Origin of the sequence: Micromonospora sp. URMC 103 (genome assembly GCF_051386435.1) — a bacterium.
Taxonomy (GTDB): Bacteria; Actinomycetota; Actinomycetes; order Mycobacteriales; family Micromonosporaceae; genus Micromonospora.
This window is the reverse complement of record NZ_JBPQTR010000005.1, coordinates 2659385-2686121: the sequence shown is the minus strand read 5'-3', so window position 1 is coordinate 2686121 and position 26737 is coordinate 2659385. Positions and strand designations below refer to the sequence as shown.

Sequence of the window (26737 nt, the reverse complement as noted above, 5' to 3'; positions counted from 1 at the left end):
GCCCCGGTCGGACCGGCAGCCCGAACCGCCCCGCGGTGCCGGCGTCGACGCCCGCACCGCCCGAGAGAGCTTTCCGGACCGACCGGCGAGGGCCGGCCGCGGTTGCGCCCCGCGGTCGGAACGAGGTTGGGGCCGGGAGGCGTGCACCCGGGCCGCACGGCCCGGCGGCGCACGAGCAGGACGGCCGTCCGGTGCGGCCGGACCGGGATTCCCCGGCCGCACCGGAGGGCCGCCACCACCACGACGATCCGGAGGAGCCGATGGCACCGCCCGCCTCTCGCCCGACCGTCACCGACCACGTCCGCCGGGCGGCGGCGGATGGCGACTGCTGAGACGTCCGGCCGGGGGTGACCGACCCGACCCGGAACGCGGGGGAGGCAGGGTCGCGACGCCGACCGACCCTGCCTGCCAGCCCCGTCCGTCCGTACCCGCACCGGGGCCGGTCCGGCGCCGTCGCCGCCGACTTCGACGCCGGACCGTCCGGAGCGGACGGACGGACGGGGCCCACCCGAGAAATCCATATCTTTCGGAAGCAAATTCTGATATCAATGTAATTCGATGCACAACGGTCTCCTGATCGGGGAGGGAGCGCCATGCGAACGGGTGTCTGGCTGGTGGGGGCGCGCGGATCGGTCGCGACCACGAGCATCGTCGGAGGGCTCGCGCTGCGGGCCAACCTCGCCGGGCCGACCGGCTGCGTCACCGAGCTGCCCGAGCTGCGTGGCCCCGCGCTCCCGGCCTTCGCCGACCTGGTCTTCGGCGGCCACGACGTGGTCACCACCCCGCTCGCCAAGCGCGCCGAGGCGCTGGCCGCGGCCGGTGTGCTGCCCGGTCGCCTGGTCGCCGCGCTCCCCGACGAGCTGGCCGCCGTCGAGGAGGAGCTGCGCCCCGCCCCGGGCGGGGGCACCCAGGCCGACCGCGCCGCCGCCACATCCCGCGACCTCACCGACTTCCGTGACCGGCACCGGCTCGACCGGGTGGTCGTGGTCAACGTCTCGGCCACCGAGCCGGCCGTGCGGCCGCATCCCGCGCACGCCGACCTTGGCGCGCTGCGGGAGGCGCTGTCCGGCCCCGACGAGGTGCTGCCGGCCAGCTCGCTCTACGCGTACGCGGCGCTGGAGGCCGGCTGCCCGTACATCGACTTCACCCCGTCCACCGGCGCCCGGCTGCCGGCGCTGCACGCGCTCGCCGTCGAGCGCGGCCTGCCGTACGTGGGGCACGACGGAAAGACGGGGGAGACGCTGGTCAAGTCGGTGCTCGCCCCGATGTTCGCGATGCGGCACCTCCAGGTGCGCTCCTGGTCCGGGCTCAACCTGCTCGGCGGCGGCGACGGCGCCAACCTGGCCGACCCGGCCGCCAACGCCGCCAAGGTGGAGAGCAAGCAGCGCGTGCTCGGCGAGACGCTGGGCTACGTGCCGCAGGGCGACACCCGCATCGACTTCGTGGAGGACCTCGGAGACTTCAAGACCGCGTGGGACCTCGTCACGTTCGCCGGCTTCCTCGGCACCCGGATGCGCATGGAGTTCACCTGGCACGGCTGCGACTCCGCCCTCGCCGCGCCGCTCGTGCTCGACCTGGCCCGGCTCACCGCGGCCGCGCACGCGGCGGGGCGGTCCGGCCCGCTGGCCGAGCTGGCGTTCTTCTTCAAGGATCCGCTCGGCGCGCCGACGCACTCGCTCGCCGAGCAGTGGGCCCTGTTGACGGACTTCGCCCGGGCCCTGCACACCGCGTGGGGGAGCGCCGATGGCCCGGCTCGCTGACCTCGTCGAGCTGGTCCGCGCGCCGGCCGCGCTCTCGGTGCCCGGTGACGTGGTCGCCGGCGCCGCCGCGGCCGGTGCGCTCGACCGGCGTACGCCCGCCCTGGCCGGCGCGTCGGTGCTGCTCTACTGGGCCGGCATGGCCGCGAACGACTGGGCGGACCGGCGGTTGGACGCCGTCGAGCGGCCGGAACGGCCCATCCCCAGCGGGCGGGTCCGCCCGGGCGCCGCGGTCGGCGTGGCGGCGGGCCTCACGGCCGCGGGGCTCGCCGTGGCCACCGCGGCGGGCGGCCGGCGTGCCGCCGCCGTCGCCGTGCCGCTGGCCGCCGCCGTCTGGGCGTACGACCTGCGGGCCAAGAACACCGCCGCCGGCCCGGCCGTGATGGCGGCCTGCCGGGGCCTGGACGTGCTGCTCGGCGCCGCCGGAGGGCGGGTGACCCGCGCGCTGCCGGCGGCGCTGACCGTGGCCGCGCACACCTGGACGGTCACGGCCCTCTCCCGCCGGGAGGTCACCGGCACCGACCCGGCCCTGCCGCTGGGCACGCTCGCCGGCACGGCCGTCGTGGCGGCGAGCGCCGCCACGGTGGCGCGGCGCCTTCCGGGCGGCCGGCGCGGCGCCACGGCACTTCCGGACCCGGGGCCCGGCAACCGGGATGCGCGGCCCGCGGCCGCCGGGCCGGACGGGACCGGCGCCTCGCGGTCGCGGCGGTCGACGCTGGCCGCCCTGGTGCCCGCGGGGCTGGCCGCCTGGTACGCCGTCAACTACGGCTCCGCCCAGGCGCGGGTGGTCGCCGAGCCGAGCGCCGGCCGCGTCCGGGCCGCCGTCGGGGCCGGCATCACCGGCCTGCCCGCGCTGCAGGGCGCGCTCACGGCGCGCGGCGGGGCCCGACTGCTGGGCCTCGCGGTCGCGGCCGCCGCACCGCTGGGGCGGCGCCTGGCCCGGAAGGTCTCCCCGACATGACCACCCCGCCGCCCGACCCGGCTCCCGGCCCCCTCAGTGCGGCAGGGGCGGCCGGCGCGGGCCCGGACGGCGATGGCGCCTCGCCGCGTTTCGGGTACGGCACCAACGGCTTCGCCAACCACCGCCTCGACGACGCGCTCGAGGTCATCGCCGACCTGGGGTATGCCGGGGTGGCGCTCACCCTGGACCACGACCACCTCGACCCGTTCGCGCCGGGGCTGGCCCGCCGGGTGGCGGTGCTCCGGCGCCGCCTGGACGCCCTGGGGCTCGCCGTGATGGTCGAGACCGGCGCCCGCTACCTGCTCGACCCGTGGCACAAGCACGCGCCCACCCTGCTGCACGACGACCCGACCCGACGGGTCGAGTTCCTGCGGCGGGCCGTACGCGTCGGCGCCGACCTGGGCGCGGAGGCGGTGTCGTTCTGGGCCGGCGTACGCCCCGGAACCGTCTCGCCGCGCGCGGCCTGGGACCGGCTGGTGGCCGGCTGCGCCACCGTGGTCGACGCCGCCGACCGGGCCGGGGTGCGGCTCGGCTTCGAACCGGAGCCCGGCATGCTCGTCGAGGACATCGCCGGCTGGCGGCGGCTGCGTGCCGCGCTCGACGACCCCGCCTGCTTCGGCATCACCCTCGACATCGGGCACTGCCGCTGCCTCGAGCCCCGGCCCGTGCCGGAGTGCGTGTCCGAGGTGGCCGAGCACCTGGTCAACGTCCAGATCGACGACATGCGCCGGGGCGTGCACGAGCACCTCGAGTTCGGCGAGGGTGAGATCGACTTCCCGCCGGTGCTGCGTGCCCTGACCGACGGCGGCTACCGCGGCCTGGTCGCCGTCGAACTGCCCCGGCACTCGCACGCCGCCCCGACCGTGGCGGCCCGCTCGCTGGAGTTCCTGCGCGCCGCGGCGGCACGCGCACGCGCGTTGCCCCCGGCCGCCGGCGCGGGTCCCGCCGCGCCCCTGCGCTCCGCACCCACCCAGGCACCGGCGAGTGGAGAGGTCGCGGTGCGTATGTAGGTGCGGCGAAGGGGCCGGGGCGATCCCCGCCGCCACCGCGGCGGCGAGGCGCGACACCCCGGCACCCACGGCGAGACGCGCAGGCTCCGGGACGCGGAGCGGCGCCGAGGGGAGGCACGATGACAGCGGACGAGCTGCGGGCGGCCCTGCGGGGCGTACCCGATCCGGAGTGGCTGGACGCCGCGCTGCGGCAGGTGGCGGCCGACCCGGGCACCATCACCCGGTTCTTCCCGGCCGCCGGCCGGCGTTGCGGCCGGGCCGCGCTGCCCGACGCGCCGGGCTGGACCGCCGACGAGGCGGCCCGCGCCGTGCTGCTGGCCGCGCTGCCCACCGACCACGCCGCCCACGCGGAAGCCCTCTACCGGCAGGGCGACGCGGCCGAGAAGCGGGCCGTGCTCAAGGCCCTGCCGCTGCTGCCGGTCGGCACGGCGGCGGTGCCCCTGCTGCACGACGCGATCCGGACCAACGACACCCGGCTGGTCGCCGCCGCGCTCGGCCCGTACGCCCGGCACCTCGACCCGGCCGCCTGGCGGCAGGCCGTGCTGAAGTGCGTCTTCACCGGCGTGCCGCTGGCCGCCGTGGCCGACCTCGACGCGCGCGCCGACGGCGAGCTGGCCGTGATGCTGGCCGGCCTCGCCGCCGAACGGCACGCGGCCGGGCGGACCATGCCCGCGGACGCCACCGACCTGCTCGACCGGCTCACCGCCGGCTCCGGCCGACCCAGCGCCAGGGAGGCGTGAATGCGCATCTTCGACCCGCACATCCACATGACCTCGCGGACCACCGACGACTACGAGCGGATGGCCGCGGCGGGCGTCCGCGCGATCGTGGAGCCGGCGTTCTGGCTCGGGCAGCCGCGCACCAGCCCCGCCTCGTTCACCGACTACTTCGACTCGCTCGTCGGCTGGGAGCCGTTCCGCGCCGCCCAGTTCGGCGTCCGCCACCACGCCACGATCGCGCTCAACCCGAAGGAGGCCAACGACCCGCGCTGCCGGCCGGTGCTCGACCTGCTGCCCCGCTACCTGGAGAAGGACGGCGTGGTGGCGGTCGGCGAGATCGGGTACGACTCGATGACGCCGGAGGAGGACGAGGCGTTCGCCGCCCAGCTCGCCCTCGCCGTGGCGCACGACCTGCCGGCGCTCGTGCACACTCCGCACCGGGACAAGGCCCGGGGCGTGGAGCGCACCCTCGCCGTGGTCCGCGAGTCGGGCATCGAGGCGGGCCGGGTGGTGGTCGACCACCTCAACGAGGTGACCGTGAAGCTGGTCCGGGACACGGGCTGCTGGCTCGCCTTCTCCATCTACCCGGACACCAAGATGTCGCCGCCGCGGATGGTCGAGCTGCTGAAGGAGTACGGGACCGAGCGGATGCTGGTCAACTCGGCGGCCGACTGGGGGCGCTCCGACCCGCTGCTCACCCGGGCCACCGCCGAGGCGATGCTCGCGGCCGGGTTCGGCGAGGACGACGTCGACCGCGTGTTGTGGCGCAACCCCGTGGAGTTCTACGGCCAGTCCGGGCGGCTCGACCTGGGCGACCTGGCGGACGCCGACCCCGGCGCGCCGGCCGGCACCTTCGCCGGCAACTCGATCCTGCGCGGGGGGAGCTGATGCGGCTGCGGCACGCCAGCGGCGAGACCGTCCACCTCGGCTACTGCACGAACGTGCACCCGGCCGAGGACCTCGCCGGCATCCTGGCCCAACTGGACACCTACGCCGTGCCGGTGCGCGAGACGCTCGGCGCCGACCTGCTCGGCCTCGGACTCTGGCTGGCCGCCCCGGTCGCCGCCGAGCTGGCCGCCGACCCGGCCGCGCGGCGCCGGCTGCGCGGCGAGCTGACCGCGCGGGGGCTCGAGGTGGTCACCCTCAACGGTTTCCCGTACGCGGCGTTCCAGGCCCCGGTCGTGAAGGGGGAGGTGTACCACCCGGACTGGACGACCACGCGCCGGCTCGCGTACACCCTCGACCTGGCGCGGGTGCTCGCCGACCTGCTGCCCGACGACGCGGCCCGCGGCTCGATCTCCACGCTGCCGCTGGCCTGGCGCCGACCGTGGGACGCGGACCGCGCCGACGTGGCCCGCCGGCGGGTCGACCAGCTCGCCGCCGGCCTGGCCGAGGTCGAACGTGACACCGGCCGGCCGGTCCGGGTGGCGTTCGAGCCGGAGCCCGGCTGCGTCGTGGAGAGCACCGGCCAGGCGGCCACGATGCTGTCCGACCTGGACACCGCGCGGCTCGGCGTGTGCGTCGACCTCGCGCACCTGGCCTGCGCCTGGGAGGAGCCGGCCGAGGCGCTGGGCCGGCTGCGCGCCGCCGGCCTGCCGGTGGTGAAGGTGCAGGTGTCGGCCGCGCTGGAGGCGGCCGACCCGGACGGCTCCGCCGAGGCGCTGCGCCGCTGGGTCGAGCCCCGCTTCCTGCACCAGACCCGCGCCGCCGGGTGCGCGGGCGCCGCCGACCCGGCCGATCCGGCGTACGCGGCCGACGACCTGGACGCCGCCCTCGACGCCAACCTGCCCGGCCGGTGGCGGGTGCACTACCACGTGCCTCTGCACGCCCCGCCGGAGGCGCCGCTCGACTCCACCCTCCCGGTGCTGCGCGCCGCGCTGGCCGCGCTGTTCACCGGCCCGGAGGCGGGCTGCGACCACCTCGACGTCGAGACGTACACCTGGGGGGTGCTGCCGGAGGCGCGGCGGCCGCGCACCGACGCGGAGCTGGCCGCCGGGATCGCCGCCGAACTCGCGTTCGCGCGGGACGAGCTGACCGGGCTCGGCCTCGCGCCGGCCGGCGCCGCCGACAGGGCGCCGGCGCACAGTGACCAACGGAAGCCGCACAGCGGCATCGACAAGAGTGAGGTGCCGGCATGAGCAGGCGACTGGTGGTCCTGGACGTCGTCGGGTTGACCCCGCGGCTGCTCGCGCACATGCCCCGGCTGCGGGCCGTGGCCGAGAGTGGGTTCCGGGCGGAGCTGGGCACCGTGCTGCCCGCCGTGACCTGCTCGGTGCAGTCGACGTTCCTGACCGGGGAACCGCCGGCCGGGCACGGGATCGTGGGCAACGGCTGGTACTTCCGCGACCTCGGCGAGGTGCTGCTCTGGCGGCAGCACAACGCCCTCGTGGGCGGGGAGAAGCTCTGGCAGGCGGCCCGCCGGGCCGAGCCGGGCTACACGGTGGCCAACGTCTGCTGGTGGTACGCGATGGGCGCCGACGTGGACTGGACGGTCACCCCACGCCCGATCTACTACGCCGACGGCCGCAAGGAGCCGGACTGCTACACCGACCCGCCGGAGCTGCACGACGAGCTGACCGGCCGGCTCGGCACGTTCCCGCTCTTCACCTACTGGGGGCCGGGCGCGGGGATCGCCTCCTCGACCTGGATCTGCCGGGCCGCCGAGCAGATCCTGGCCGACCACGCCCCGGACCTGACCCTGGTCTACGTCCCGCACCTGGACTACGACCTCCAGCGCCACGGGTCGTCCTCGCCCCGGGCCGCCGCCGCGGCCGCGGAACTGGACGCCGTGCTCGGCCCGCTGCTCGACGCCGCCCGCGCCCGGGACGCGACGGTGGTGGCGCTGTCGGAGTACGGCATCACCGACGCCTCCCGACCGGTCGACGTCAACCGGCTGCTGCGCTCCGAGGGGCTGCTGCGGGTGCACACGCAGGCGGGGATGGAGTACCTCGACCCGTGGACCTCGCGGGCGTTCGCGGTCGCCGACCACCAGGTCGCGCACGTCTACGTCCGGGACCCGGCCGACGTGCCGGCCGTGGCGAAGCTCTGCGCCGGCCTGCCGGGGGTGGCCGAGGTGCTGGACGCCGAGGGGAAGGCCGCACACGGGCTGGACCACCCGCGGGCCGGCGAGTTGGTGCTGGTGGCCGAGCCGGACGCCTGGTTCACCTACTACTACTGGCTGGACGACTCGCGGGCACCCGACTTCGCGCGCCTCGTGGAGATCCACCGCAAGCCCGGCTACGACCCGGCCGAGCTGTTCTTCGACCCGGCCGCCCCGGGGGCCGCGAAGCGCCGCGCCGCCGTGGCCCTCGCCCGCAAGAAGCTCGGCATGCGCTACCTCATGAGCGCGGTGGGGCTGGACGCGGGCGCACGGGCGGTACGCGGGTCGCACGGCCGGCTGCCCACGAACCCGGCGGACGGCCCGGTGCTGCTCTGCTCCGACCCGGCCGCGGCCCGCGACCGGATCGCCGCCACCGAGGTCAAGGGCCTGCTGCTGGAGCTCGCCGGGCTGTCCACAGCCCGGGTAGCCGGGCCGGGCGCGGCGACCTCGCCGGGCGCGGCGGTCCGGGCGGAGGCGTCCGGGGCGACGGGGGAGGCGCCGTGACGGTCACCGTGGCGCCGACCGACGCGAGCGGCCTGCGGGCCCGCTTCGACGCCGAGTTGGCCGCCTTCCTCGACCGGCAGGGCCCGGACTGGCCCGACGGCGCCCCGCGCGGCGTCTTCACGGCGCTGCAACGGTTCGTGCTGGCCGGCGGAAAGCGGCTGCGCCCGCTGTTCTGCTACTGGGGATGGCGGGGCGCGGGCGGCCCGGACGGCACCCCCATCGTGATGGCCGCCGCGGCGCTGGAGCTGTTCCACGCCTTCGCCCTCATCCACGACGACATCCTCGACGGCAGCGACCGCCGCCGGGGCGAGCCGTCGGTGCACCGGCTCTTCGCCGACCTGCACGCGCGCTCGTCCTGGCGGGGCGACCCGGAGGCGTACGGGCGCAACACGGCGCTGCTCTGCGGTGACCTCTGCGCCGCCTGGTCGGACCAGATGTTCCACGAGTGCGGGCTGACCACCGAGGAGGTGCACCGCGGGTACGCGATGTTCGCGCTGATGCGTACCGAGGTGATCGCGGGGGAGTACCTGGACCTGGTCTCCGGTGTCGGGGACGGCTCGGTGGCCAGCGCGCTCACGGTGATCCGGATGAAGGCCGCCCGCTACACCGTCACCCGGCCGTTGCAGATCGGCGCGGCCCTGGCCGGCGGGCCACCGGAGCTGCTCGACGCGCTCGCCGAGTTCGGCGACCCGCTGGGCGACGCGTTCCAGCTCCGCGACGACGTGCTCGGCGTCTTCGGCGACCCGGCCGTCACCGGCAAGTCGATCCTCGACGACCTGCGCGAGGGCAAGCCCACGGTGATGATGGCGCTGGCCCGCAGCGCGGCCGACCGGGCGCAGACCGTCCGGTTGCGGGAGCTCTTCGGCAACCCCGACCTGGACGCCGACGGCGCGGCGGAGCTGCGCGCGATCATCGAGACGACCGGCGCGCGGGACCGGATCGAGCAGATGATCCGCGTACGCACCGAGGCTGCCCTGGCCGCCCTGGAGCGCGCGCCGCTGGGCCCGGAGACCCGTGCGGCCCTCGTCGGTCTCGCCGGGCAGGCGATCGACCGCCGCTCCTGACGGCCGCCGCTGCTGGTCGGCGGCCGCTTGTGGGCGGCGGCCGCCGGGGACTTTCCGCCGACCGAGCGAAAGTCCGGGTTCGATCGGCAGAAGGTATGGACACATTTACCTAGGTCACTTAATGTCGTGGCCAATACCACCCTGTTTCGTCGAGGTGAACCGGCGGCGCGGTAACCCATCGACTGGTGACCTCCGCGCACGTGGCTCCAGCGTCGGAGTGCTCACGGCCGTCCGGGTCGGCACCCCGGGTGGCCCCCCGCGTATCCCCGCCACGGCATCCGGCGCGTCGGCGCGCGCCCCACCCTGGCCGTCGCCCGTCAGGAAGGGACAGCCCAGATGTCCATCTCGGACAGACCCCACCACAGACCCCGACGATGGTTCCCCGCCGGCTCGGCGCTGCTGCTGGTCGCCGCGGCCGGCACGGTCGCCCTCGGCGCCGGTCCCGCCGCGCTCGGCGGCCCGACGCCGGCCCAGGCCCACCCGATCAACGCCACCGACTTCCAGCAGGTCGAGCTGGCCCGTGGCGTCGCCGAGATGGGCGAGCCGATGTCGCTGGCCGTGCTGCCGGACCGATCGGTGCTGCACACCGCGCGGAACGGCACGTTGCGCCGCACCGACGCGGCCGGCACCACCACGGTGATCGGGACCATCCCGGTCTACACCCACGACGAGGAGGGTCTGCAGGGCGTCGGGGTGGACCCGAACTTCGCCAGCAACCGGCAGATCTTCCTCTACTACGCGCCGCCGCTGTCCACCCCCGCCGGCGACGCGCCGGCCACCGGCAGCGACTTCTCCGCCTGGCAGGGCGTCAACCGGCTGTCCCGGTTCACCCTCAACGCCGACTTCACACTCAACCAGGCGAGCCGCGTCGACGTGCTCGACGTGCCGGCCGACCGCGGCCTCTGCTGCCACGTCGGCGGCGACATCGACTTCGACGCCGCCGGGAACCTCTACCTGTCCACGGGCGACGACACCAACCCGTTCGACTCGGCCGGGTACGCCCCGATCGACGAGCGGACCAACCGCAACCCCGGCTACGACGCGCAGCGCAGCGCCGGCAACACCAACGACCTGCGGGGCAAGATCCTGCGGATCAAGGTGAACGCCAACGGGACGTACTCGATCCCGGCCGGGAACCTCTTCCCCGCCGGCACGGCCGGGGCGCGCCCGGAGATCTACGCGATGGGCTTCCGCAACCCGTTCCGGATCAGCGTCGACAAGGCCACCGGCGTCGTCTACGTCGGCGACTACGGGCCGGACGCGGGCTCCACCAGCGCCAACCGGGGGCCGGCCGGTCAGGTCGAGTTCAACCGCGTCACCGGGCCCGGCAACTTCGGCTGGCCGTACTGCACGGGCACGAACACCAGCACCGAGACCTACAACGAGTGGGACTTCGCCACCAACGCGAGCGGCCCGAAGTTCAACTGCGCGGGCGGCCCCACCAACAACTCGTTCCGCAACACCGGGCGCAGCACCCTGCCGCCCGCGCAGCCGGCCTGGATTCGGTACGGCGGTGACGCCGGCACCCCGCCCGAGTTCGGCGGCGGCTCCGAGTCGCCGATGGGCGGCCCGGTCTACCGCTACAACGCGGCCAACCCCTCGACCACGAAGTTCCCACAGTCCTTCGACGGGCAGTTCTTCGCCACCGAGTTCGGCCGCGGCTGGATCAAGCCGATCCACGTCAACGCCGACGGCTCCCGGGGCACCATCGACACGTTCCCGTGGACCGGCAAGCAGGTCATGGACTCGGCCTTCGGCCCGGACGGCGCGTACTACGTGCTCGACTACGGCACCGGCTACTTCAACGGTGACGCGAACTCCGCGCTCTACCGGTTCGACTACATCGGCGGCGGCAACCGGGCCCCCAACGCGGTGGCCAGCGCCAACCGGACCTCCGGCGCCGCTCCGCTCACCGTGACCTTCTCCTCGGCCGGCTCGTCCGACCCGGAGGGCGGCGCGCTGACGTACGCGTGGGCCTTCGGCGACGGCACCACCTCCACGGCGGCCAACCCGACGAAGACGTACACCACCAACGGGACGTACACGGCGACGCTGACCGTGCGCGACCCGCAGGGCGCGACCGGCAGCGCGAGCGTCCTGATCAACGTCGGCAACACGGCGCCCACCGTGACCATCACCAGCCCGGGCAACGGCAAGCTCTTCTCCTTCGGGGACGCCGTGCCGTTCAGCATCACCGTCACCGACCCCGAGGACGGGGCGATCGACTGCGCCAAGGTCAAGATGACCTACGTGCTCGGGCACGACCAGCACGGGCACCAGATCACCTCGCAGAACGGCTGCTCCGGCACCATCACCATCCCCGTCGACGGTGAGCACGACTACGCGGCGAACATCTTCGCCATCTTCGACGCCGAGTACACCGACGCGGGCGGGCTCACCACCCACACCCAGCACACCCTCCAGCCGCGGCACCGGCAGGCCGAGCACTTCAAGACCTCGTCGGGCATCAACACCTTCGACAAAGCGGCCGCCGAGGGCGGCAAGACCGTCGGTGACATCAACAACGGCGACTGGATCGCCTTCCAGCCGTACCAGGTCGGCAACGTCACCTCCTTCACGGCGCGGGTCTCGTCGGCCGGGGCCGGCGGCACCCTCCAGCTGCGGACCGGCTCGGCCACGGGCACCGTGATCGGCTCGGCCACCGTGCCGGTGACCGGCAGCTGGGACACCTTCGCCACCGTGACCGGCACGGTCAGCAATCCGCCGGCCGGCACCACGACGCTCTACCTGACCTTCGCGGGTTCGGGCACCGGGGCGCTCTACGACGTGGACACGTTCACCCTGAACACCGGCACCGGTGGCGGGACCCCCGGCACCGGGCCGATCCGCGGCCTGGCCGGCAAGTGCCTGGACGTGCGGAACGCGGCCACGGCCGACGGTACGCAGATCCAGATCTACACCTGTAACGGGAGTGCGGCGCAGACGTGGTCGGTGACGTCGAACTCGACGGTGCGGGCGTTGGGTAAGTGTCTGGACGTGTCCGGTGGTGGTTCGGCGGACGGTACGAAGATCCAGTTGTGGACGTGCAACGGGACGGGTGCGCAGAACTGGTCGGCGCAGGCGGATGGGACGTTGCGTAATCCGCAGTCGGGCAAGTGTCTGGACGTCTCGGGCAACAACTCGGCCGATGGCACGGTGGTGCACCTGTGGACCTGCATCGCCAACGCGGCCAACCAGAAGTGGACCCTGCCCTGAGTTGAGCGGAGGGGCCGCCGGTCACGGCGTACCGTCGACATCGGTGGCCCCTCCCGACCCACGTTAGGAGAGCGACATGCGCAGACTCCTGCGACCCTTCCTCGGCCTGGCCACCGCCGCCCTCGCCGTCCTCGCCTGCACCACCCCGGCCACCCCGGCCAGCGCCGCCGACGCCCCGTACGACGTCCTGGTCTTCTCCAAGACCGCGGGCTTCCGGCACGACTCGATCGCGGTGGGCACCCAGACCATCCGGGATCTCGGCGCCGCGAACAACTTCACGGTCACCGCCACCGAGGACGCGGCGGCGTTCACCACCGGCAACCTCGCGCAGTACGAGGCCGTGGTCTTCCTCAACACCACGGGCGACGTGCTCAACGCCAGCCAACAGACCGCCTTCGAGTCCTACATCGGCTCCGGCGGCGGGTACGTCGGTGTGCACGCCGCCGCCGACACCGAGTACGACTGGCCGTTCTACGGCAACCTGGTCGGCGCGTGGTTCGCCTCCCATCCGGCGATCCAGCAGGCCAACGTGAAGGTGGAGAACCGGGCCCACGCGGCGACCGCGCACCTGCCGCAGACCTGGACCCGCACCGACGAGTGGTACAACTACCGGACCAACGCCCGCAGCACCGCACGGGTGCTGGCCACCCTCGACGAGTCGTCGTACTCCGGCGGCTCGATGGGCGGCGACCACCCGCACTCCTGGTGCAAGACCTACAACGGCGGCCGGTCGTTCTACACCGGCGGCGGCCACACCCAGGCGTCGTACGCCGAGCCGGCGTTCCGCGCCCACCTGCTCGGCGGCATCCGGTACGCGGCCGGCCGCGCCAAGGCCGACTGCCGGCCGGAGACCGGCTACACGACCCTCTACAACGGCTCGACCACCGGCTGGTCCCAGGCCGGGCCGGGCAGCTTCACCAACGCCGACGCCACCCTCACCTCGGTCGGCGGCATGGGCCTGTTCTGGTACAGCGCCAAGCAGTTCACCAACTACTCGCTGAAGCTGGACTGGCGCCTCGCGGGCGACGACAACTCGGGCGTCTTCATCGGCTTCCCGCCGTCGAGCGACCCGTGGTCGGCCGTCAACAACGGGTACGAGATCCAGATCGACCCGACCGACGCCGTCGACCGGACCACCGGCGCGGTCTACACCTTCAAGTCGGCCGACATCGCGGCGCGGGACGCGGCGCTGAACCCGGCGGGGGAGTGGAACACCTACGAGCTGCTCGTCGAGGGTGAGCGGCTGCAGGTCTTCCTCAACGGGGTGAAGATCAACGACTTCACGAACACCGACCCGGTCCGGTCGCTCGCCGGACACATCGGCATCCAGAACCACGGCACCGGCGACGACGTCTCGTTCCGTAACGTGCGGATCAAGGAACTCGGCGGCACGCCGCCGCCCGGCGGCAACACCACCGTCCAGGCGGAGGCGTTCAGCTCCGCCAGCGGCGTCAGCGCGGTCGGCAAGGCCGGCGCCAACGGCGGCCAGACCCTCGGCTACGTGGAGCCGGGCGACTGGGCCGCGTACAACGGCGTCGACCTGACCGGGGTGACGTCATTCCGGGCGCGGATCGTCTCCGGCGGCCCGGGCGGCACCATCCAGGTCCGCACCGGCTCGCCAACGGGCCCCGTGCTCGGCTCGGTGGCGGTCCCGAACACCGGCGGCTGGAACACCTTCGCCGACGTCACCACAACCCTCTCCGGCGTACCGTCCGGCGCGCAGAACCTCTACCTGACCTTCACCGGGTCGGGCGGCGGCCTCTTCGACGTGGACGACTTCACCCTCGTGAAGGGAGGGGGCGGCGGCGGAACCCCCGGCACCGGGCCGATCCGCGGTCTCGCGGGCAAGTGCCTCGACGTCCGTAACAGCGCGACCGCCGACGGTACGCAGATCCAGATCTACACCTGCAACGGGAGCGCGGCGCAGACGTGGTCGGTGACGTCGAACTCGACGGTGCGGGCGTTGGGTAAGTGTCTGGACGTGTCCGGTGGTGGTTCGGCGGACGGTACGAAGATCCAGTTGTGGACGTGCAACGGGACGGGTGCGCAGAACTGGTCGGCGCAGGCGGATGGGACGTTGCGTAATCCGCAGTCGGGCAAGTGTCTGGACGTCTCGGGCAACAACTCGGCCGATGGCACGGTGGTGCACCTGTGGACCTGCATCGCCAACGCGGCCAACCAGAAGTGGACCCTGCCCTAACCCGCCCGACCCGCCCCCGCCCCTCACCGATCCCCGCGATCTTGCACTTGGCGCCCCGGCATTCCGGGTGAAGGCCGCAGAACGAGGGCCGAAAGTGCAAGATCGCGGGGAACGGGGGTGTGGGGGCGCGTGGTGCTCGGGGGTTTCGCTCGGCCTCGTGTGGCACCTAGAGTTGGGGCGGCGACTGTTTCCGGTCGCCGGCGGGACCCGGCGGGAGGCGCAACCCGGCGGGCCCAGGTGCGTGCCGCACCCGCCGGCGTCCGGCCACGGCCCGCCACACACCGGTTCGACCGGTCACCCTCGCCCCGGTCCGCCCGTACGGAATCCCCATCACCACAGGGGAGAGAAGGACAATGGCGCGACCCATCACGCTCTTCACCGGCCAGTGGGCCGACCTTCCGTTCGACGAAGTGTGCCGGCTCGCCTCCGAGTGGGGCTACGACGGTCTGGAGATCGCCTGCTGGGGCGACCACTTCGAGGTCGACAAGGCGCTGGCCGACGACTCGTACGTCGACCGCAAGCGCGAGACGCTCGCCAAGCACAACCTGAAGGTCTACACGATCTCCAACCACCTGGTCGGCCAGGCCGTGTGCGACCACCCGATCGACGAGCGCCACCAGGACATCCTGCCGGCGCGGATCTGGGGCGACGGCGAACCGGAGGGCGTACGCCAGCGGGCCGCCGAGGAGATCAAGGACACCGCCCGGGCGGCCGCGAAGCTCGGCGTAAAGACCGTCGTGGGCTTCACGGGCTCGTCGATCTGGCACACCCTCGCGATGTTCCCGCCGGTACCGCCCGCCATGATTGAGCGCGGCTACCAGGACTTCGCCGACCGGTGGAACCCGATCCTCGACGTCTTCGACGAGGTCGGCGTCCGCTTCGCCCACGAGGTGCACCCGAGCGAGATCGCGTACGACTACTGGACGACGAAGCGCACCCTCGAGGCGATCGGCCACCGGCCCGCGTTCGGGCTGAACTGGGACCCGTCGCACTTCGTCTGGCAGGAGCTGGACCCGGTGAACTTCATCTTCGACTTCGCCGACCGGATCTACCACGTCGACTGCAAGGACGCCAAGGTGCGCACCGGCGACGGGCGGCGCGGGCGGCTCGCCTCGCACCTGCCCTGGGCGGACATGCGCCGCGGCTGGGACTTCGTCTCCACGGGGCACGGCGACGTGCCCTGGGAGGACTGCTTCCGGGCGTTGAACGCGATCGGCTACGACGGGCCGATCTCGATCGAGTGGGAGGACGCCGGCATGGACCGGCTCGTCGGCGCTCCCGAGGCGCTCCAGTTCGTCCGGCGGCTCGCCTTCGACGCGCCGTCCGCTGCCTTCGACGCCGCCTTCAGCAGCAGCAAGGACTGACCCACGACCAGGGGCCGCATCCGGTGAACGGGTGCGGCCCCTGTCGTACGTGCCGGGTCGGTCAGCCCCGCAGACCCGACATGTGCTGGTAGCTGATCTCCGCGTACCGCAGCGAGCGGCCCGGGTCGGTGGCGCCGCCCGGCGCGTTGTCCTGCTCCCACATGGGGTTGTGGTAGCCCTTGGCGCCCATGTTGGCGAAGAAGGTCCCGTAGTCGATGTCGCCCTGGCCGAGCGGCACCATGTCGTACCCGGCGCTGTTGGCCGGGTTGAACGCGCCGTCCTTGGCGTGGAACAGCGGGAACCGCTTGGTCTGTGCGGCCACCACGGCCAGCGGGTCGAAGACGCTCGTCTGCGTCACCCCGTCCGGGTCGGCGTAGCTGCGGAACCGGTACTGGGCCACGTGCGCCCAGTAGATGTCCATCTCGAACCAGACCCACTCCGGGTTGGTGCGCGCGATGAAGTACTCCAGCTTGCGGACGCCGGAGGACCGGGTCGGCCGGCCCTGGGCGTCCAGGGGCCCGCTGTCGAGCAGGAAGTTGTACGCCGCGTCGTGGTTGTGCGTGTACAGCTTGAGCCCGCGGGCGGCGGCCATCTCGCCGAAGGTGTTCCACCGGTCGACGGCGGCGTCCCAGTCGGCCTTGTAGTTGCTGCCGGTCGGGTCGCTGCCGGTGCCGATGTGCGTCATACCGAGGATCTCGGCGGTGTCGAGGGTCTGCTCGAACTGGGCGATGGTGTCCGGGGTGACGCTGCCCGGCACCGAGGCGTGCGAGCCGTTGGCGCGCAGCCCGTTGTCGTCGAGGATCTTGCGGATCTCCTGCGGCGTGATCTGCCGGCCGAGGATCGAGGTGTGCTGGGTGTAGCCGGCGAACTCCACCTCCTTGTAGCCGATTTCGGCGAGCCGCGCGAGCACCCGCTCGAAGCCGTACGGCACACCGGTGGTGTCCGGGGCGGCGCTGATCCGGTCCCGGACGCTGTAGAGGATGATGCCGCGCTTGCCGGTCGGGATGAGCAGGCCGTTGCCGGCGAAGGCCGGGGAGCCCAGACCGGCCGTGCCGACGGCGGCCGCGCCGGCGACGCCGGCGAGGGCGCCGAGCATCCGGCGCCGGCTCATTCCGTGCTGACTGTCGTTCATCTGCTGCTGCCTTTCTCGGTGGTGGTTTCCGGTGCGGAGAAGGGTGCGGATGAGGCGTGGCGTGGGCGGTGGCCGCGGGGCCGCTGGCGGCGGCCCCGCGGCCAGGGCGTCACGGGGTGACGCCGATGCCCTGACCGGCGAACTCGACCCAGTTCAGGTTGCCGAAACCGCTGGTCGGGCCGCCGGGGACGGTGGTGAAGCGGAGATACAGCCGGTGCGTGCCGCCCGGGTCGGTTATCGGCACGGTGGTGTTGGCGTAGGCGTTGTTGCCGCTGGTCGCGTTGACCACGGCGGTGGCCAGCAGCGGGCCGGTGGGCGAGTCCAGCCGCAGCTCGACGCCGAACCGGGGCTGGCCGGCGGTGGCCGCGCTGCCACCCGAGGTGCGCAGGGTGACCGAGTGCATGGCGTGCAGGTTCACGGTGCCGTTCACGGCGATCCAGTCACCCGGGTCGAGGCTGCCGCGCTGCTGCCCGCCACCGGTGTCGGTGCTCGCGCCGACCGTGGTGCCGGACTGGTCGGCGGCGAACTCGACCTCCTGCCGCTTGTCCTGGATCACCTGCTGGGCCACCGTGGTCAGCGCCGGCTGACCGTTGGCGCCCCGGTCGGTGTAGGACGCGCTCACCACGCCGTAGATGTAGCCGCCGTGCGAGGCGTCGTCCGGGTCCGTGGGCAGCACGCCCGAGCACCCGAACTGGTTGGCCTCGCCGTGGCCGTGGCTGTCGTGGCCGAGGACGAAGGTCACCTCGACCGTGGCGCAGTCCACCGGCCCGTCCTCCGGGTCGGTGACGGTCACCGACCACGGGATGGAGTCACCCCAGCTGAAGAAGCCGCCCTCCAGCGGGGTGTCGACGGTGACCGTCGGCGCGGTGTTGCCGACCGTGATGGTGGTGTTGGCCGACGCCGTCTTGCCGCTGGAGTCGGTCACCGTCAGCCGGGCGGTGTAGACGCCGTTCGTCGTGTAGGTGTGGGTCGGGTTCGGGTCGACGGAGTCGGTGGTGCCGTTGCCGTCGAAGTCCCAGGCGAACGTGATGGAGTCCCCCGGGTCCGGGTCCTTCGAGCCCTCGCTGCTGAAGGCCACGGTGAGCGGCGCGGTGCCGTTGGTGCGGTCGGCCGCCACGACGGCGGTCGGCGCCCGCAGGCCCTTCACATAACTGAACTTCAGCATCGCCGCGTCCGGGTTGACGTTGAAGAACCCGTCCCCGTACGTCAGCAGGTAGAAGTTGCCGTCCGGGCCCCACTTCATGTCCATGGGGTTGTCGCAGAGGAACGGCTTGGCCGGGGTGGTGGGACCCTGGCCGCAGTTCAGCACGTCGTTGATCTTCAGGATGTCGCCCTGGCCGTCCAGCCGGATCTCCTTGAGCGTGTCCCGCGTGAACTCGCCGAAGAAGATCGAGCCGTCGAAGTACGCGGGGAACTTCGTCTCCGACCTCAGCTCCGGGTCGTAGTCGTAGCGCGCCGCGCCGTGCGGCCCGACGCCACCGGTGCCCAGCTCGGGGAAGAGCGCGGGGCAGGTCTGCGTCGGGGTGGACAGGTAGGACTCCGGGCACGGGGTCGGTGCCTGGAACGAGTACCAGAGCTCCGACTTCTCCACCGGCGGCAGGTCGGTCAGGCCGGTGTTGTGCCGGGAGGTGTTCCTCGGGGCCGCGCAGTCGAAGGGCGCGACCGGCGAGATGGGGTTGGTGGTCCAGTTCATCTCGATGTACGGCAGGTTCGGCTGCACGCACATCGGCCAGCCGTAGTTGGCCGGCTTGTCGACCACCATCATCCGCCCGGTGCCCGCCGGTCCCCGGCCGACGGCCGGCGTCGAGGAGTCGGGCGAGTAGTCGGTGACGTAGGCGACGTCGTTCTTGTCGAGGGTGAGCCGGAACGGGTTCCGGAAGCCCATGGCGTAGATCTCCGGCCGGGTCTTGTCGCCCGGGTCCTGTGCCTCGGGGAACAGGTTGCCCGCCGGCGTGGTGTAGCTGCCGTCCGGCTGGACGCTGATGCGGAGGACCTTGCCGCGCAGGTCGTTGGTGTTGGCCGAGCTGCGTCGGGCGTCGACGAACGGCGCCTGGTAGACGCCGCTGGCGCTCACCGAGTCGTTGTGCGGGGAGAAGCCGCCGGAGCCGCCGCCGCCGGCCGGGGTGTCGTCACCGGTGACCAGCCAGAGGTTGTTGTGCGAGTCGAAGGCGATGTCCCCGGCCACGTGGCAGCAGGCGCCCCGGTCCACCGGCACCTGGAGGATCTTCTGCTCCGAGGCCACGTCCAGCGTCGGGTTCGCACCGTCGACGAACTTGAACCGGGAGAGCTGGAAGTAGCCCTTCCACACGTCCCAGGCCGCCGGGTCGGTGCTCGTGGTCGGCGCGCCGCCCGTCGGCGTGTTCAGCGGCGGCGCGTAGTAGAGGTAGACCCACCGGTTGGTGGCGAAGTCCCGGTCGACAGCCGGGCCGTACATCCCGTCCTCGCTGTGGGTGTAGACCGGGATCTGCGCCAGCAGCGTGGTCTCGTTGGTGTCCGGGTCGTGCAGGCGTACGCCCCCACGGCGGTCGGTCTGGATCACCCGGCCGTCGGGGAGCACGTCGAAGCCGATCGGCTCGTTCACGTTGGGCTGCGCGCCGATGACCGTCATCTGGTAGTTGGCGAGCACGGTCGCGCCGCAGTCGCCGTTCGTGGCGCCGGCGGCCCACTGGATCGCCCCGGCGAGGTGGGCCCGCAGATCGGCGCCGCCGTAGCTCTCCGGGGTGGCGCCGAGCCCGGTGTAGAACGACCGGCCGCCCTGGTAGTCCTTGCACCAGGTGATCGGGTGGTCGAAGCCCATGGTCCCGCCGCTGTACGTCTTCTCGTCGACCGTGGCCAGGACGTGCGAGACGCCCCGTACGTTGGCCGCGAAGTTGTACCACCGGTCGGTCGTGTTCCACCGCTCGGGCAGCGGCGCGGAGGCGGGGTGCACCCGGTCGGCCACCGTCACCCGGGCGGCGCTGGCCGGGGCGGGGGCGCCGACGGCGCGCGTGCCGAGGACGTTGTCGAGGAAGCCCCAGCCGGGCTCCGCCTCGATCGCGGAGTGCACGCCCACGAAGCCGCCGCCGTCGCGGTAGTACCGCTCGAAGGCGGCCTGCTGCGTGTCGTCCAGGACGTCGCCGGAGGTGTTCAGGAACACCACGGCGCGGAACTGCTTGAGGTGCGGTTCGTCGAACTTCCGCGCGTCGTCGGTGACCTCGACGGTGAACCGCCGATCGTTGCCGAGCTGACGGATCGCCTCGACACCGGCGGCGGTGGCGGCGTGGTCGCCGCCGGCCGACCGGGTGAACACGAGGATCTTGTACTGAATGCCCTCGCTCTGTGGTGCCGGTGCCGACGCGGTGGGTGCCTGCGCGGCCCGCGCCGGTGGGGCCTGCTGCACGTCGGTCGCGACGAGGGTCGCGCCGAACAGCGTGAGCAGGCTGAGATAGGTGGCCGCTCTGCGGCCGGTGTGTCTGCGCATCGAACCTCGCTCTGGTCGGGCGGGTCCGCCTCAGCGGCCGGTGCGCCGCTGAGGAGGTCGCGGGGGAGTACCAAGAGCCTGGCCAGGTTCTACGCAGGACGATATTTGCGAGCGCCACTGAAGAGAAGAGGCGAACGCCAAAAGTTTTCGTCTATACGGCCGAACTTTCGTTCCAAACCGGAGAAAGTCTCCAGGGGTGGGGCCCCGATATGCCCCGGACACGCCACGGGCCCGGCCGCCGAGGTGGCGGCCGGGCCCGTACGCGCTGATCAGAGGGTGCTGCTGCCCGAGCCGGACGGCTTGGTGCGGGCGGTGCTGCTGGTGCTGGTCGACGTCGTCGCCCCGCTGCTCGCCGTGCCCCCGCCGGACTTCGCGCCGACGGTGGCCGGCGTGCCGGCGAACGCGTCGTCGGCGGCAGTCAGCTCCCTGTTGCCGTTGCCGGTCAACTTCTCGCCCAGCTTGGTCTGGCCGAGCTTGTCCTTGCCCTCGCTGTAGAGCCGGGACGCCTGAGCCTGCGCGACACCCGCCGCCTCCTGGACGGTGGGGTGGTCGAGCACCTTGCGGCCCCGGATCACCAGCTCCTCGTACTTCTCCCGGCCGGCACGGGCGCCCAGGACGAATCCCGCAGCCAGCCCGCCAAGAAACATGATCTTTCCGCGCATGGCGGCTCCTTCCGTACCTGACGCGCCGTCGCCCCGTCGGGTGTCCCGCCGGAGCGACCAACTCGCGCCTGCGTCCTGTCGTCCGCAGCTAACTACCCATCCTGCTCCGCGGTCATACCTGCTTGTGCCGTGATGACGATTTGTCCGAATTGCCGAGCCCGTCCGACGGCCGCCCCCCGACCCGGTCGGGACGACAACCCCCTGGACCAACACCCCCCGGAGTCCTGTACTCTTGTCCCCGTCGCACGACGTCGGAGAGATCCGCCGAGCGTGCGGTGCAGTCCCCTGTAGCTCAATTGGCAGAGCAGCCGGCTGTTAACCGGCAGGTTATTGGTTCGAGTCCAATCGGGGGAGCCACTTCACGAAACGCCCGCCGGCCCCAGGCCGCGGGCGTTCTTGCTGTCCGCCACCTGCACAGGCCGTCGCCGCCTCCCCGTCCGGGGTGGTATGGGGGTTTTGCCCCGGACTGGCCTTTCGGCGGGGAGGATGAGGCGGGTCGGGTAGGGCTTCGCCCGCCGGCGCGTCGAGTCACGGGTGGGGGCGGATGTCCGGATCGGTGGGCCGCAGCCGGGCCACGCTGATCGCGGTGGTCGTGGTGCTCGCGTGGCTGGTCGTCGGCGCGGTCGCCGGGCCGTTCTCGGGGCGGCTCGGCGACGTGGCCACGAACGACAACGCGGCGTTCCTCCCCGCCGACGCGGAGGCGACCCGGGCGCAGGATCTGTCCGAGCGGTTCGTCGACCGACGGACCACCCCCGCCCTCGTCGTCTACGAGCGCCGCTCCGGCCTCACCGAGGCCGACCGGCAGAAGGTGACCGCCGACGCCGCCCGGTTCGCGGAACTGCCCGGCGTGGCCGGCCCGCTGCCGCCGCCGATCCCCAGCGCGGACGGGCAGGCGCTCCAGGTCGTGGTGCCCATCGACGACGCCGAGGGCGAGCGGATCGGCACCGTGGTCGAGCAGATGCGTGACATCGCCGGCGAGGGCGGCGGCGGCCTCACCGTGGACGTCGCCGGGCCGGCGGGCCTGCTCGCCGACCTCATCGAGGTCTTCGCCGGCATCGAGGGATCGCTGCTGCTGGTCACCCTCGCCGTCGTGCTGGTGATCCTGCTGGTCGTCTACCGCAGCCCGGTGCTGTGGGTCTTCCCGCTGCTCGCCGCCGGGATGTCGTACGCCCTGGCGGCCCTCTTCGTCTACCTGCTCGCCGACGCGGACCTCGTGACGCTCAACGGTCAGGCCCAGGGCATCCTCACCGTGCTGGTCTTCGGCGCCGGCACCGACTACGCGCTGCTGATGGTCGCCCGCTACCGCGAGGAACTGCACCGGCACGAGACAGCCTGGGGCGCCATGCGGACCGCGTGGCGGGGCGCCGCTCCGGCGATCGTGGCCTCCGGCGGCACGGTCATCCTCAGCCTGCTCTGCCTGCTGCTGTCCAGCCTCAACTCCAACCGGGCGCTCGGCCCGGTGGCCGCCGTCGGCATCGCCGCCACCCTGCTCGTCATGCTCACCTTCCTGCCCGCGCTGCTCGTGCTCGGCGGCCGGTGGGCGTTCTGGCCACGCCGGCCCCGCTACGACCGGGCCGAGCCGACCGTCGAGCACGGCATCTGGGGGCGGGTCGCCGGCTTCGTGGCCCGCCGCGCACGACCGGTCTGGGTGGCCAGCGCCGTCCTGCTGGGCGCCCTCGCGCTCGGCCTCACCCAGCTCAACACCACCACGCTCGGCCAGTCGGACGTGTTCACCAAGCGCACCGACTCGGTGGCCGGCCAGGAGGTGATCGCCCGGCACTATCCGGCGGGCACCGGCAGCCCGGCCACCGTCGTCGTCAACCAGCCGGCCGTACGGCAGGTCAGCGAGGTGGCCCAGGGCGTCCGCGGCGTCGCCGCCGTACGCCCGCTGAGCCGGCAGGGGGACGGCGGCGCCGGACCGGCCGGACCCCCCTTGGTGGTCGACGGCAAGGTCGAGCTGGAGGTGACGCTCGCCGACCCGCCGGACAGCGCCGGCGCCGAGCGGACGGTCCGCGACCTGCGGGCCGCGGTGCACCGGGTGCCGGGCGCGGACGCCGTGGTCGGAGGCTTCACGGCGATCAACGTGGACACCGCGACGGCCGCCGAACGCGACCAGAACGTGATCATTCCCGTCGTCCTCGGGGTCATCGCCGTCATCCTGGCGCTGCTGCTGCGGGCGCTGCTCGCCCCGCTCCTGCTGATCGTGACCGTGCTGCTCTCCTTCGCGGCCACCCTCGGGCTGTGCGGGCTGCTGTTCCGGCACGTCTTCGACTTCCCGGGCGTGGACGCGGCCTTCCCGCTGTTCGCCTTCGTCTTCCTGGTGGCCCTCGGCATCGACTACAACATCTTCCTCATGAGCCGGGTCCGGGAGGAGTCGGTGCGGCGGGGCACCCGGGCCGGCGTGCTGGCCGGCCTCGCCGTGACCGGCGGTGTGATCACCTCCGCGGGCATCGTGCTCGCCGCGACGTTCTCGGCGCTCGCCGTGCTTCCGCTCGTGTTCCTCGTGGAGTTGGGCACGGCGGTCGCGGTCGGCGTCCTCATCGACACCATCGTCGTCCGCTCGCTGCTGGTGCCGGCGCTCGCGTACGACATCGGTCCGACGGTCTGGTGGCCGGGCCGGCTGGCCCGGACGAACCATGTGGAGGGGGCACGGGATGCTCGCTGAAACGGACGTGGTCGTGGTCGGCGGCGGCCTGGCCGGGCTCGCCGCCGCGCGCCGGCTGCACCGCGCCGGCGTGCCGTGGCGGCTGCTGGAGGCCCGCGACCGGCTCGGCGGCCGGGTCGCCACCGACGCGGTCGACGGCTACCTGCTGGACCGCGGCTTCCAGGTGCTCAACACCGCCTACCCGCGGCTCGACACCCTGCTCGACGTGGACCGGCTCCGCCTCGGGTACTTCACGGCCGGCGTGCTGGTCCGCAAGGGCGACCGGCTCATCCGGCTGGTCAACCCGCTGCGCGAGCCGGCCGGGGGGCCCGCCAGCGCCCTCGCCGGCGTGGGCACGCTGCTGGACCGGCTCCGGTTCGCCGGACTGGCCGCCGGATGCGCCGCCCTGCCGCCCGGGCGGCTGCTCACCGCGCCGGAGACGACCACCGAGGTCGCGCTGCGCCGCGCCGGCCTCTCCGGGGCGATCGTCGAGGAGCTGATCCGTCCGTTCCTCTCCGGCGTCTTCATCGACCGGGAGCTGGAGACCTCCAGCCGCGTCTTCGCCATGGTGCTGCGGTCGTTCGCGCGTGGCCGCAACGGGCTGCCCGCCGAGGGGATGGCGGCGCTGCCCCGGGCGGTCGCCGAACCGCTGCCGGCCGACCTCATCGAGCTGAACACCCCGGTCGCCGACGTCGCGCCCCGCCGGGTCCGCACGCAGGCCGGTGACATCCGCTGCCGCGCCGTCGTGGTCGCCGTCGATCCGCCGGCGGCGGCCAGGCTGCTGCCGACCCTGGCGGCCGTACGCATGCACAACTACACGACCTACTACCACAGCACCGAGCAGGCGCCACTGGACGAGCCGATCCTGCTCCTCGACGGTGACCGGCGCGAGCTGATCGCCAACACGCTCGTGGTGACCCGCGCGGCGCCCACCTACGCGCCGGCCGGCCGGCACCTGGTGGCCACGTCGGTGGTGGGCCCGACGCCGCCGCCGGAGCCGACCGTACGCGCCGAGCTGGCCCGTCTCTACGGGCGCTCCACGTCGGACTGGACCCACCTGACCACGGTGCGCGTGCCCGAGGCGTTGCCGGCGGCGCCGCCACCGCAGGGGCGGTTGCGCAAGCCGGTGGCGCTCGGTGACGGGCTCTTCGTGGCCGGCGACCATCGGGACAGCCCGTCCATCCAGGGGGCGCTGGCCAGCGGCTGGCGCACCGCGGGCGCCGTGCTGACCGCGCTGCGGGCCGCCGGGCCGGGGACCTGACCAGCGTCGTCGTGCCCTGTCGTCGTGTCCTGTCGAGCTGCCCCAGATATGGGGCAGTCGTGCCGGCGGGTGGCCGGGTCCGGCGGGGCGTGGCCGGATCTCTCGGGGTGTGGCGGGGTGTGGGCGGGGCCGGTGGGGCGGGCCGCCCGCTTCGCTGCGCGCTGTTATCCTCGCGTTGCCCATCGTGCTGCCGCGCCCGAGGACGCCGATGAGCGACGATGCCGGTTCGTGCTGGCCGGTGATCGACCGCCCGGGATAAGATCCGGCGCGGTGCCGGGGCGGTAGCTCAGCCGGTTAGAGCAGGGGACTCATAATCCCTCGGTCGCGGGTTCGAGTCCCGCCCGCCCCACCAGCCGTTTTCCTGGTCAGGCATGCTGCCGGCGACCCGGACGCACCGCGTCGAGATCCGGCCCGACGCCCTCGGTCCGCAGGCAGCACGCCTACCGCCCGGTCCAAGCGGTCCGCCACCTGGTCCACATACTCGACGAATGGAAGCCGTACGGGTTCCCGCACGACGCATGTCCCTCCCGGCGCCGAGCAGCCGGCGTTCCTCGCCCGCATGAACCAGCTCGCAGCCGAGGTGGACGTGGTTCTGTGGACCAGTTCGGGTCCCACTTGTCGGGTCTATCGGGGCCACGTCTCTTCGGCCGATTGCGGTGTTCGTGAGTGGTGGACCCGCTCCGTGTAGGGCTGGCTCGGCTGATTGAACGTCTCGGTCAGGGGTTGATCAGTCTCCAGTCGCCTTCGGAGATGACGTCAACGGTGCCATCGACCACCTTGATGGCGGTGTTGTCGTCGATAGCGTAAGTCGGGACTGGGATTCCGGACGCCCACTTCTGGATGTTGGACAGCTCGGCGTCCTCCATGTCCGGATGATTGAGGTGGGGATACAGCGTGAAATCCACCAGCCCCAGCGCCCGGTCGGCGCCCTGCGCCATGTCGCTGCCGTCAGGGACGAATCCAAGGTCGAACTCGGCGTCGCAGTTGTACGGGGTGACCGCGATGCTCCCGGCGCTGACCCCCACATAAACCGTGTCACTCAGCGATGGCAGGAGGTCAGCCAGGCCTGACTGGCGCAGCCAGTAGGTCAGGTACAGCACATCACCGCCCCAGACGAGGAGGGCATCGGCCTCCCGGACCGCCGGGACCCAGTTTTCTTCTCGAATGGTCGGCAGCGCTGTGAGTTCCAACATCCCCAGAGATTTCCAACCCAGCTGGCACAGCGGGATCGTGGCCTGGCCGTGAATCGCCTTCCACGCCCTCTCACCTCCGCCGGGGAAGGGATAGACACCGGTGGGGATGAACAGGGCCGTGGACTCGGCGATCGGCTTGCCCAGCAGGTCGACGAGCGCGTCGGAGATGCTCGAGTTACAGATGCCCGACGACGTGAGAAGGAACTTCATGAAATCGCTCTCCTGAAGCCATCACATGACGGCGATTAGGTGGTCCATTAGGGCCAGCGTCCTGCTCGCTAAGCCGAACGAGACACGCTGGATCATCCGCTGGCGGCCGTCCAACCGTCAACTGCCTCCGCCCGTACGACGACACAGGCCCGATGCCATGCGCCTCACCGGCATTTTGTCGCCGTTCGGGTCCAGCTCGATTGGATGGCTTCGATGTTCGTGAGTTCCGGACCCGCCTCGCATGGTGGGAGCATCGGGTGATCTGGACGGGAGCCGCCGA

General features: G+C 72.9%; 17 protein-coding genes and 2 tRNA genes. 15 read left to right on the top strand and 4 right to left on the bottom strand.

The annotated features are described in order from the left end of the window. Positions 1–593 precede the first annotated feature (593 nt). The 11 genes from ACSNOA_RS25610 to ACSNOA_RS25560 all read left to right on the top strand — a co-directional run bounded on the left by ACSNOA_RS25610 (position 594) and on the right by ACSNOA_RS25560 (position 15895). Entirely contained in the window at positions 594–1760 is a 1167-nt protein-coding gene (locus ACSNOA_RS25610; protein WP_436662097.1) for an inositol-3-phosphate synthase, read from the top strand. Continuing rightward, a complete protein-coding gene (locus ACSNOA_RS25605) occupies positions 1744–2718 on the top strand; it encodes an SCO3242 family prenyltransferase (RefSeq protein ID WP_436662095.1) in 975 nt (324 codons plus the stop codon). The genes ACSNOA_RS25610 and ACSNOA_RS25605 overlap by 17 nt, the downstream gene beginning before the upstream one ends. Further along, positions 2715–3728: a sugar phosphate isomerase/epimerase family protein gene (locus ACSNOA_RS25600; protein WP_436662093.1), complete on the top strand. Its 1014-nt coding sequence runs from the start codon at positions 2715–2717 to the stop codon at positions 3726–3728. Before ACSNOA_RS25605 ends, ACSNOA_RS25600 begins: the two co-directional genes overlap by 4 nt. 119 nt (positions 3729–3847) lie before the next feature. Beyond that, positions 3848–4468, top strand: a complete 621-nt coding sequence (locus ACSNOA_RS25595) for an EboA domain-containing protein (RefSeq protein ID WP_436662091.1) — start codon at positions 3848–3850, stop codon at positions 4466–4468. Then, positions 4469–5335, top strand: coding sequence for a TatD family hydrolase (locus tag ACSNOA_RS25590; protein ID WP_436662089.1), 867 nt, complete (start codon positions 4469–4471; stop codon positions 5333–5335). After that, positions 5335–6585: a metabolite traffic protein EboE gene (eboE, locus tag ACSNOA_RS25585; protein WP_436662088.1), complete on the top strand. Its 1251-nt coding sequence runs from the start codon at positions 5335–5337 to the stop codon at positions 6583–6585. The genes ACSNOA_RS25590 and eboE overlap by 1 nt, the downstream gene beginning before the upstream one ends. Next, positions 6582–8051, top strand: a complete 1470-nt coding sequence (locus ACSNOA_RS25580; RefSeq protein WP_436662086.1) for an alkaline phosphatase family protein — start codon at positions 6582–6584, stop codon at positions 8049–8051. Before eboE ends, ACSNOA_RS25580 begins: the two co-directional genes overlap by 4 nt. Next, positions 8048–9115: a polyprenyl synthetase family protein gene (locus tag ACSNOA_RS25575; RefSeq protein ID WP_436662084.1), complete on the top strand. Its 1068-nt coding sequence runs from the start codon at positions 8048–8050 to the stop codon at positions 9113–9115. The genes ACSNOA_RS25580 and ACSNOA_RS25575 overlap by 4 nt, the downstream gene beginning before the upstream one ends. Before the next feature lie 336 nt (positions 9116–9451). Beyond that, positions 9452–12331: a carbohydrate-binding protein gene (locus ACSNOA_RS25570; RefSeq protein ID WP_436662083.1), complete on the top strand. Its 2880-nt coding sequence runs from the start codon at positions 9452–9454 to the stop codon at positions 12329–12331. Between the two features lie 76 nt (positions 12332–12407). Further along, entirely contained in the window at positions 12408–14531 is a 2124-nt protein-coding gene (locus ACSNOA_RS25565) for a ThuA domain-containing protein (RefSeq protein WP_436662082.1), read from the top strand. Between the two features lie 353 nt (positions 14532–14884). After that, positions 14885–15895: a sugar phosphate isomerase/epimerase family protein gene (locus ACSNOA_RS25560; protein ID WP_436662080.1), complete on the top strand. Its 1011-nt coding sequence runs from the start codon at positions 14885–14887 to the stop codon at positions 15893–15895. Between the two features lie 61 nt (positions 15896–15956). Here ACSNOA_RS25560 and ACSNOA_RS25555 read toward each other — a convergent pair whose 3' ends face one another. From ACSNOA_RS25555 to ACSNOA_RS25545, 3 genes are all read right to left on the bottom strand, one after another. Then, positions 15957–17027 (bottom strand): sugar phosphate isomerase/epimerase family protein, encoded by a 1071-nt coding sequence (locus ACSNOA_RS25555; protein WP_436662078.1) that lies wholly within the window; start codon positions 17025–17027, stop codon positions 15957–15959. A 109-nt stretch (positions 17028–17136) separates the two neighbouring features. Next, positions 17137–20487 carry a ThuA domain-containing protein gene (locus ACSNOA_RS25550; RefSeq protein WP_436662076.1) on the bottom strand — a complete coding sequence of 1117 codons (3351 nt, stop codon included), beginning with the start codon at positions 20485–20487 and terminating at the stop codon, positions 17137–17139. Positions 20488–20756: 269 nt separating this feature from the next. Further along, a complete protein-coding gene (locus tag ACSNOA_RS25545; protein ID WP_436662074.1) occupies positions 20757–21149 on the bottom strand; it encodes a hypothetical protein in 393 nt (130 codons plus the stop codon). A gap of 281 nt (positions 21150–21430) precedes the next feature. Here ACSNOA_RS25545 and ACSNOA_RS25540 point away from each other — a divergent pair. From ACSNOA_RS25540 to ACSNOA_RS25525, 4 genes are all read left to right on the top strand, one after another. After that, positions 21431–21506 (top strand) — tRNA-Asn (locus ACSNOA_RS25540). 187 nt (positions 21507–21693) lie between these two features. Continuing rightward, positions 21694–23814 carry an MMPL family transporter gene (locus tag ACSNOA_RS25535; RefSeq protein WP_436662073.1) on the top strand — a complete coding sequence of 707 codons (2121 nt, stop codon included), beginning with the start codon at positions 21694–21696 and terminating at the stop codon, positions 23812–23814. Continuing rightward, positions 23804–25054: an NAD(P)/FAD-dependent oxidoreductase gene (locus tag ACSNOA_RS25530; protein ID WP_436662071.1), complete on the top strand. Its 1251-nt coding sequence runs from the start codon at positions 23804–23806 to the stop codon at positions 25052–25054. Before ACSNOA_RS25535 ends, ACSNOA_RS25530 begins: the two co-directional genes overlap by 11 nt. Positions 25055–25329: 275 nt before the next feature. After that, positions 25330–25406: transfer RNA gene (locus ACSNOA_RS25525), tRNA-Ile, on the top strand. A gap of 364 nt (positions 25407–25770) precedes the next feature. Here the strand turns inward: ACSNOA_RS25525 and ACSNOA_RS25520 are convergent. Then, positions 25771–26457 carry a Type 1 glutamine amidotransferase-like domain-containing protein gene (locus ACSNOA_RS25520; RefSeq protein ID WP_436662070.1) on the bottom strand — a complete coding sequence of 229 codons (687 nt, stop codon included), beginning with the start codon at positions 26455–26457 and terminating at the stop codon, positions 25771–25773. Between the last annotated feature and the right edge of the window lie 280 nt (positions 26458–26737).

What these genes read in the sequence shown, in the direction of transcription:
- ACSNOA_RS25565 (WP_436662082.1), top strand. Translation starts at nt 12,408, where the DNA reads ATGCGCAGACTCCTGCGACCCTTCCTCGGCCTGGCCACCGCCGCCCTC.
- ACSNOA_RS25605 (WP_436662095.1), top strand. Translation starts at nt 1,744, where the DNA reads ATGGCCCGGCTCGCTGACCTCGTCGAGCTGGTCCGCGCGCCGGCCGCG.
- ACSNOA_RS25600 (WP_436662093.1), top strand. Translation starts at nt 2,715, where the DNA reads ATGACCACCCCGCCGCCCGACCCGGCTCCCGGCCCCCTCAGTGCGGCA.
- ACSNOA_RS25570 (WP_436662083.1), top strand. Translation starts at nt 9,452, where the DNA reads ATGTCCATCTCGGACAGACCCCACCACAGACCCCGACGATGGTTCCCC.
- ACSNOA_RS25610 (WP_436662097.1), top strand. Translation starts at nt 594, where the DNA reads ATGCGAACGGGTGTCTGGCTGGTGGGGGCGCGCGGATCGGTCGCGACC.
- ACSNOA_RS25580 (WP_436662086.1), top strand. Translation starts at nt 6,582, where the DNA reads ATGAGCAGGCGACTGGTGGTCCTGGACGTCGTCGGGTTGACCCCGCGG.
- ACSNOA_RS25520 (WP_436662070.1), bottom strand. Translation starts at nt 26,457, where the DNA reads ATGAAGTTCCTTCTCACGTCGTCGGGCATCTGTAACTCGAGCATCTCC.
- ACSNOA_RS25545 (WP_436662074.1), bottom strand. Translation starts at nt 21,149, where the DNA reads ATGCGCGGAAAGATCATGTTTCTTGGCGGGCTGGCTGCGGGATTCGTC.
- ACSNOA_RS25590 (WP_436662089.1), top strand. Translation starts at nt 4,469, where the DNA reads ATGCGCATCTTCGACCCGCACATCCACATGACCTCGCGGACCACCGAC.
- ACSNOA_RS25555 (WP_436662078.1), bottom strand. Translation starts at nt 17,027, where the DNA reads ATGAACGACAGTCAGCACGGAATGAGCCGGCGCCGGATGCTCGGCGCC.
- eboE (WP_436662088.1), top strand. Translation starts at nt 5,335, where the DNA reads ATGCGGCTGCGGCACGCCAGCGGCGAGACCGTCCACCTCGGCTACTGC.
- ACSNOA_RS25595 (WP_436662091.1), top strand. Translation starts at nt 3,848, where the DNA reads ATGACAGCGGACGAGCTGCGGGCGGCCCTGCGGGGCGTACCCGATCCG.
- ACSNOA_RS25530 (WP_436662071.1), top strand. Translation starts at nt 23,804, where the DNA reads ATGCTCGCTGAAACGGACGTGGTCGTGGTCGGCGGCGGCCTGGCCGGG.
- ACSNOA_RS25560 (WP_436662080.1), top strand. Translation starts at nt 14,885, where the DNA reads ATGGCGCGACCCATCACGCTCTTCACCGGCCAGTGGGCCGACCTTCCG.
- ACSNOA_RS25550 (WP_436662076.1), bottom strand. Translation starts at nt 20,487, where the DNA reads ATGCGCAGACACACCGGCCGCAGAGCGGCCACCTATCTCAGCCTGCTC.
- ACSNOA_RS25535 (WP_436662073.1), top strand. Translation starts at nt 21,694, where the DNA reads ATGTCCGGATCGGTGGGCCGCAGCCGGGCCACGCTGATCGCGGTGGTC.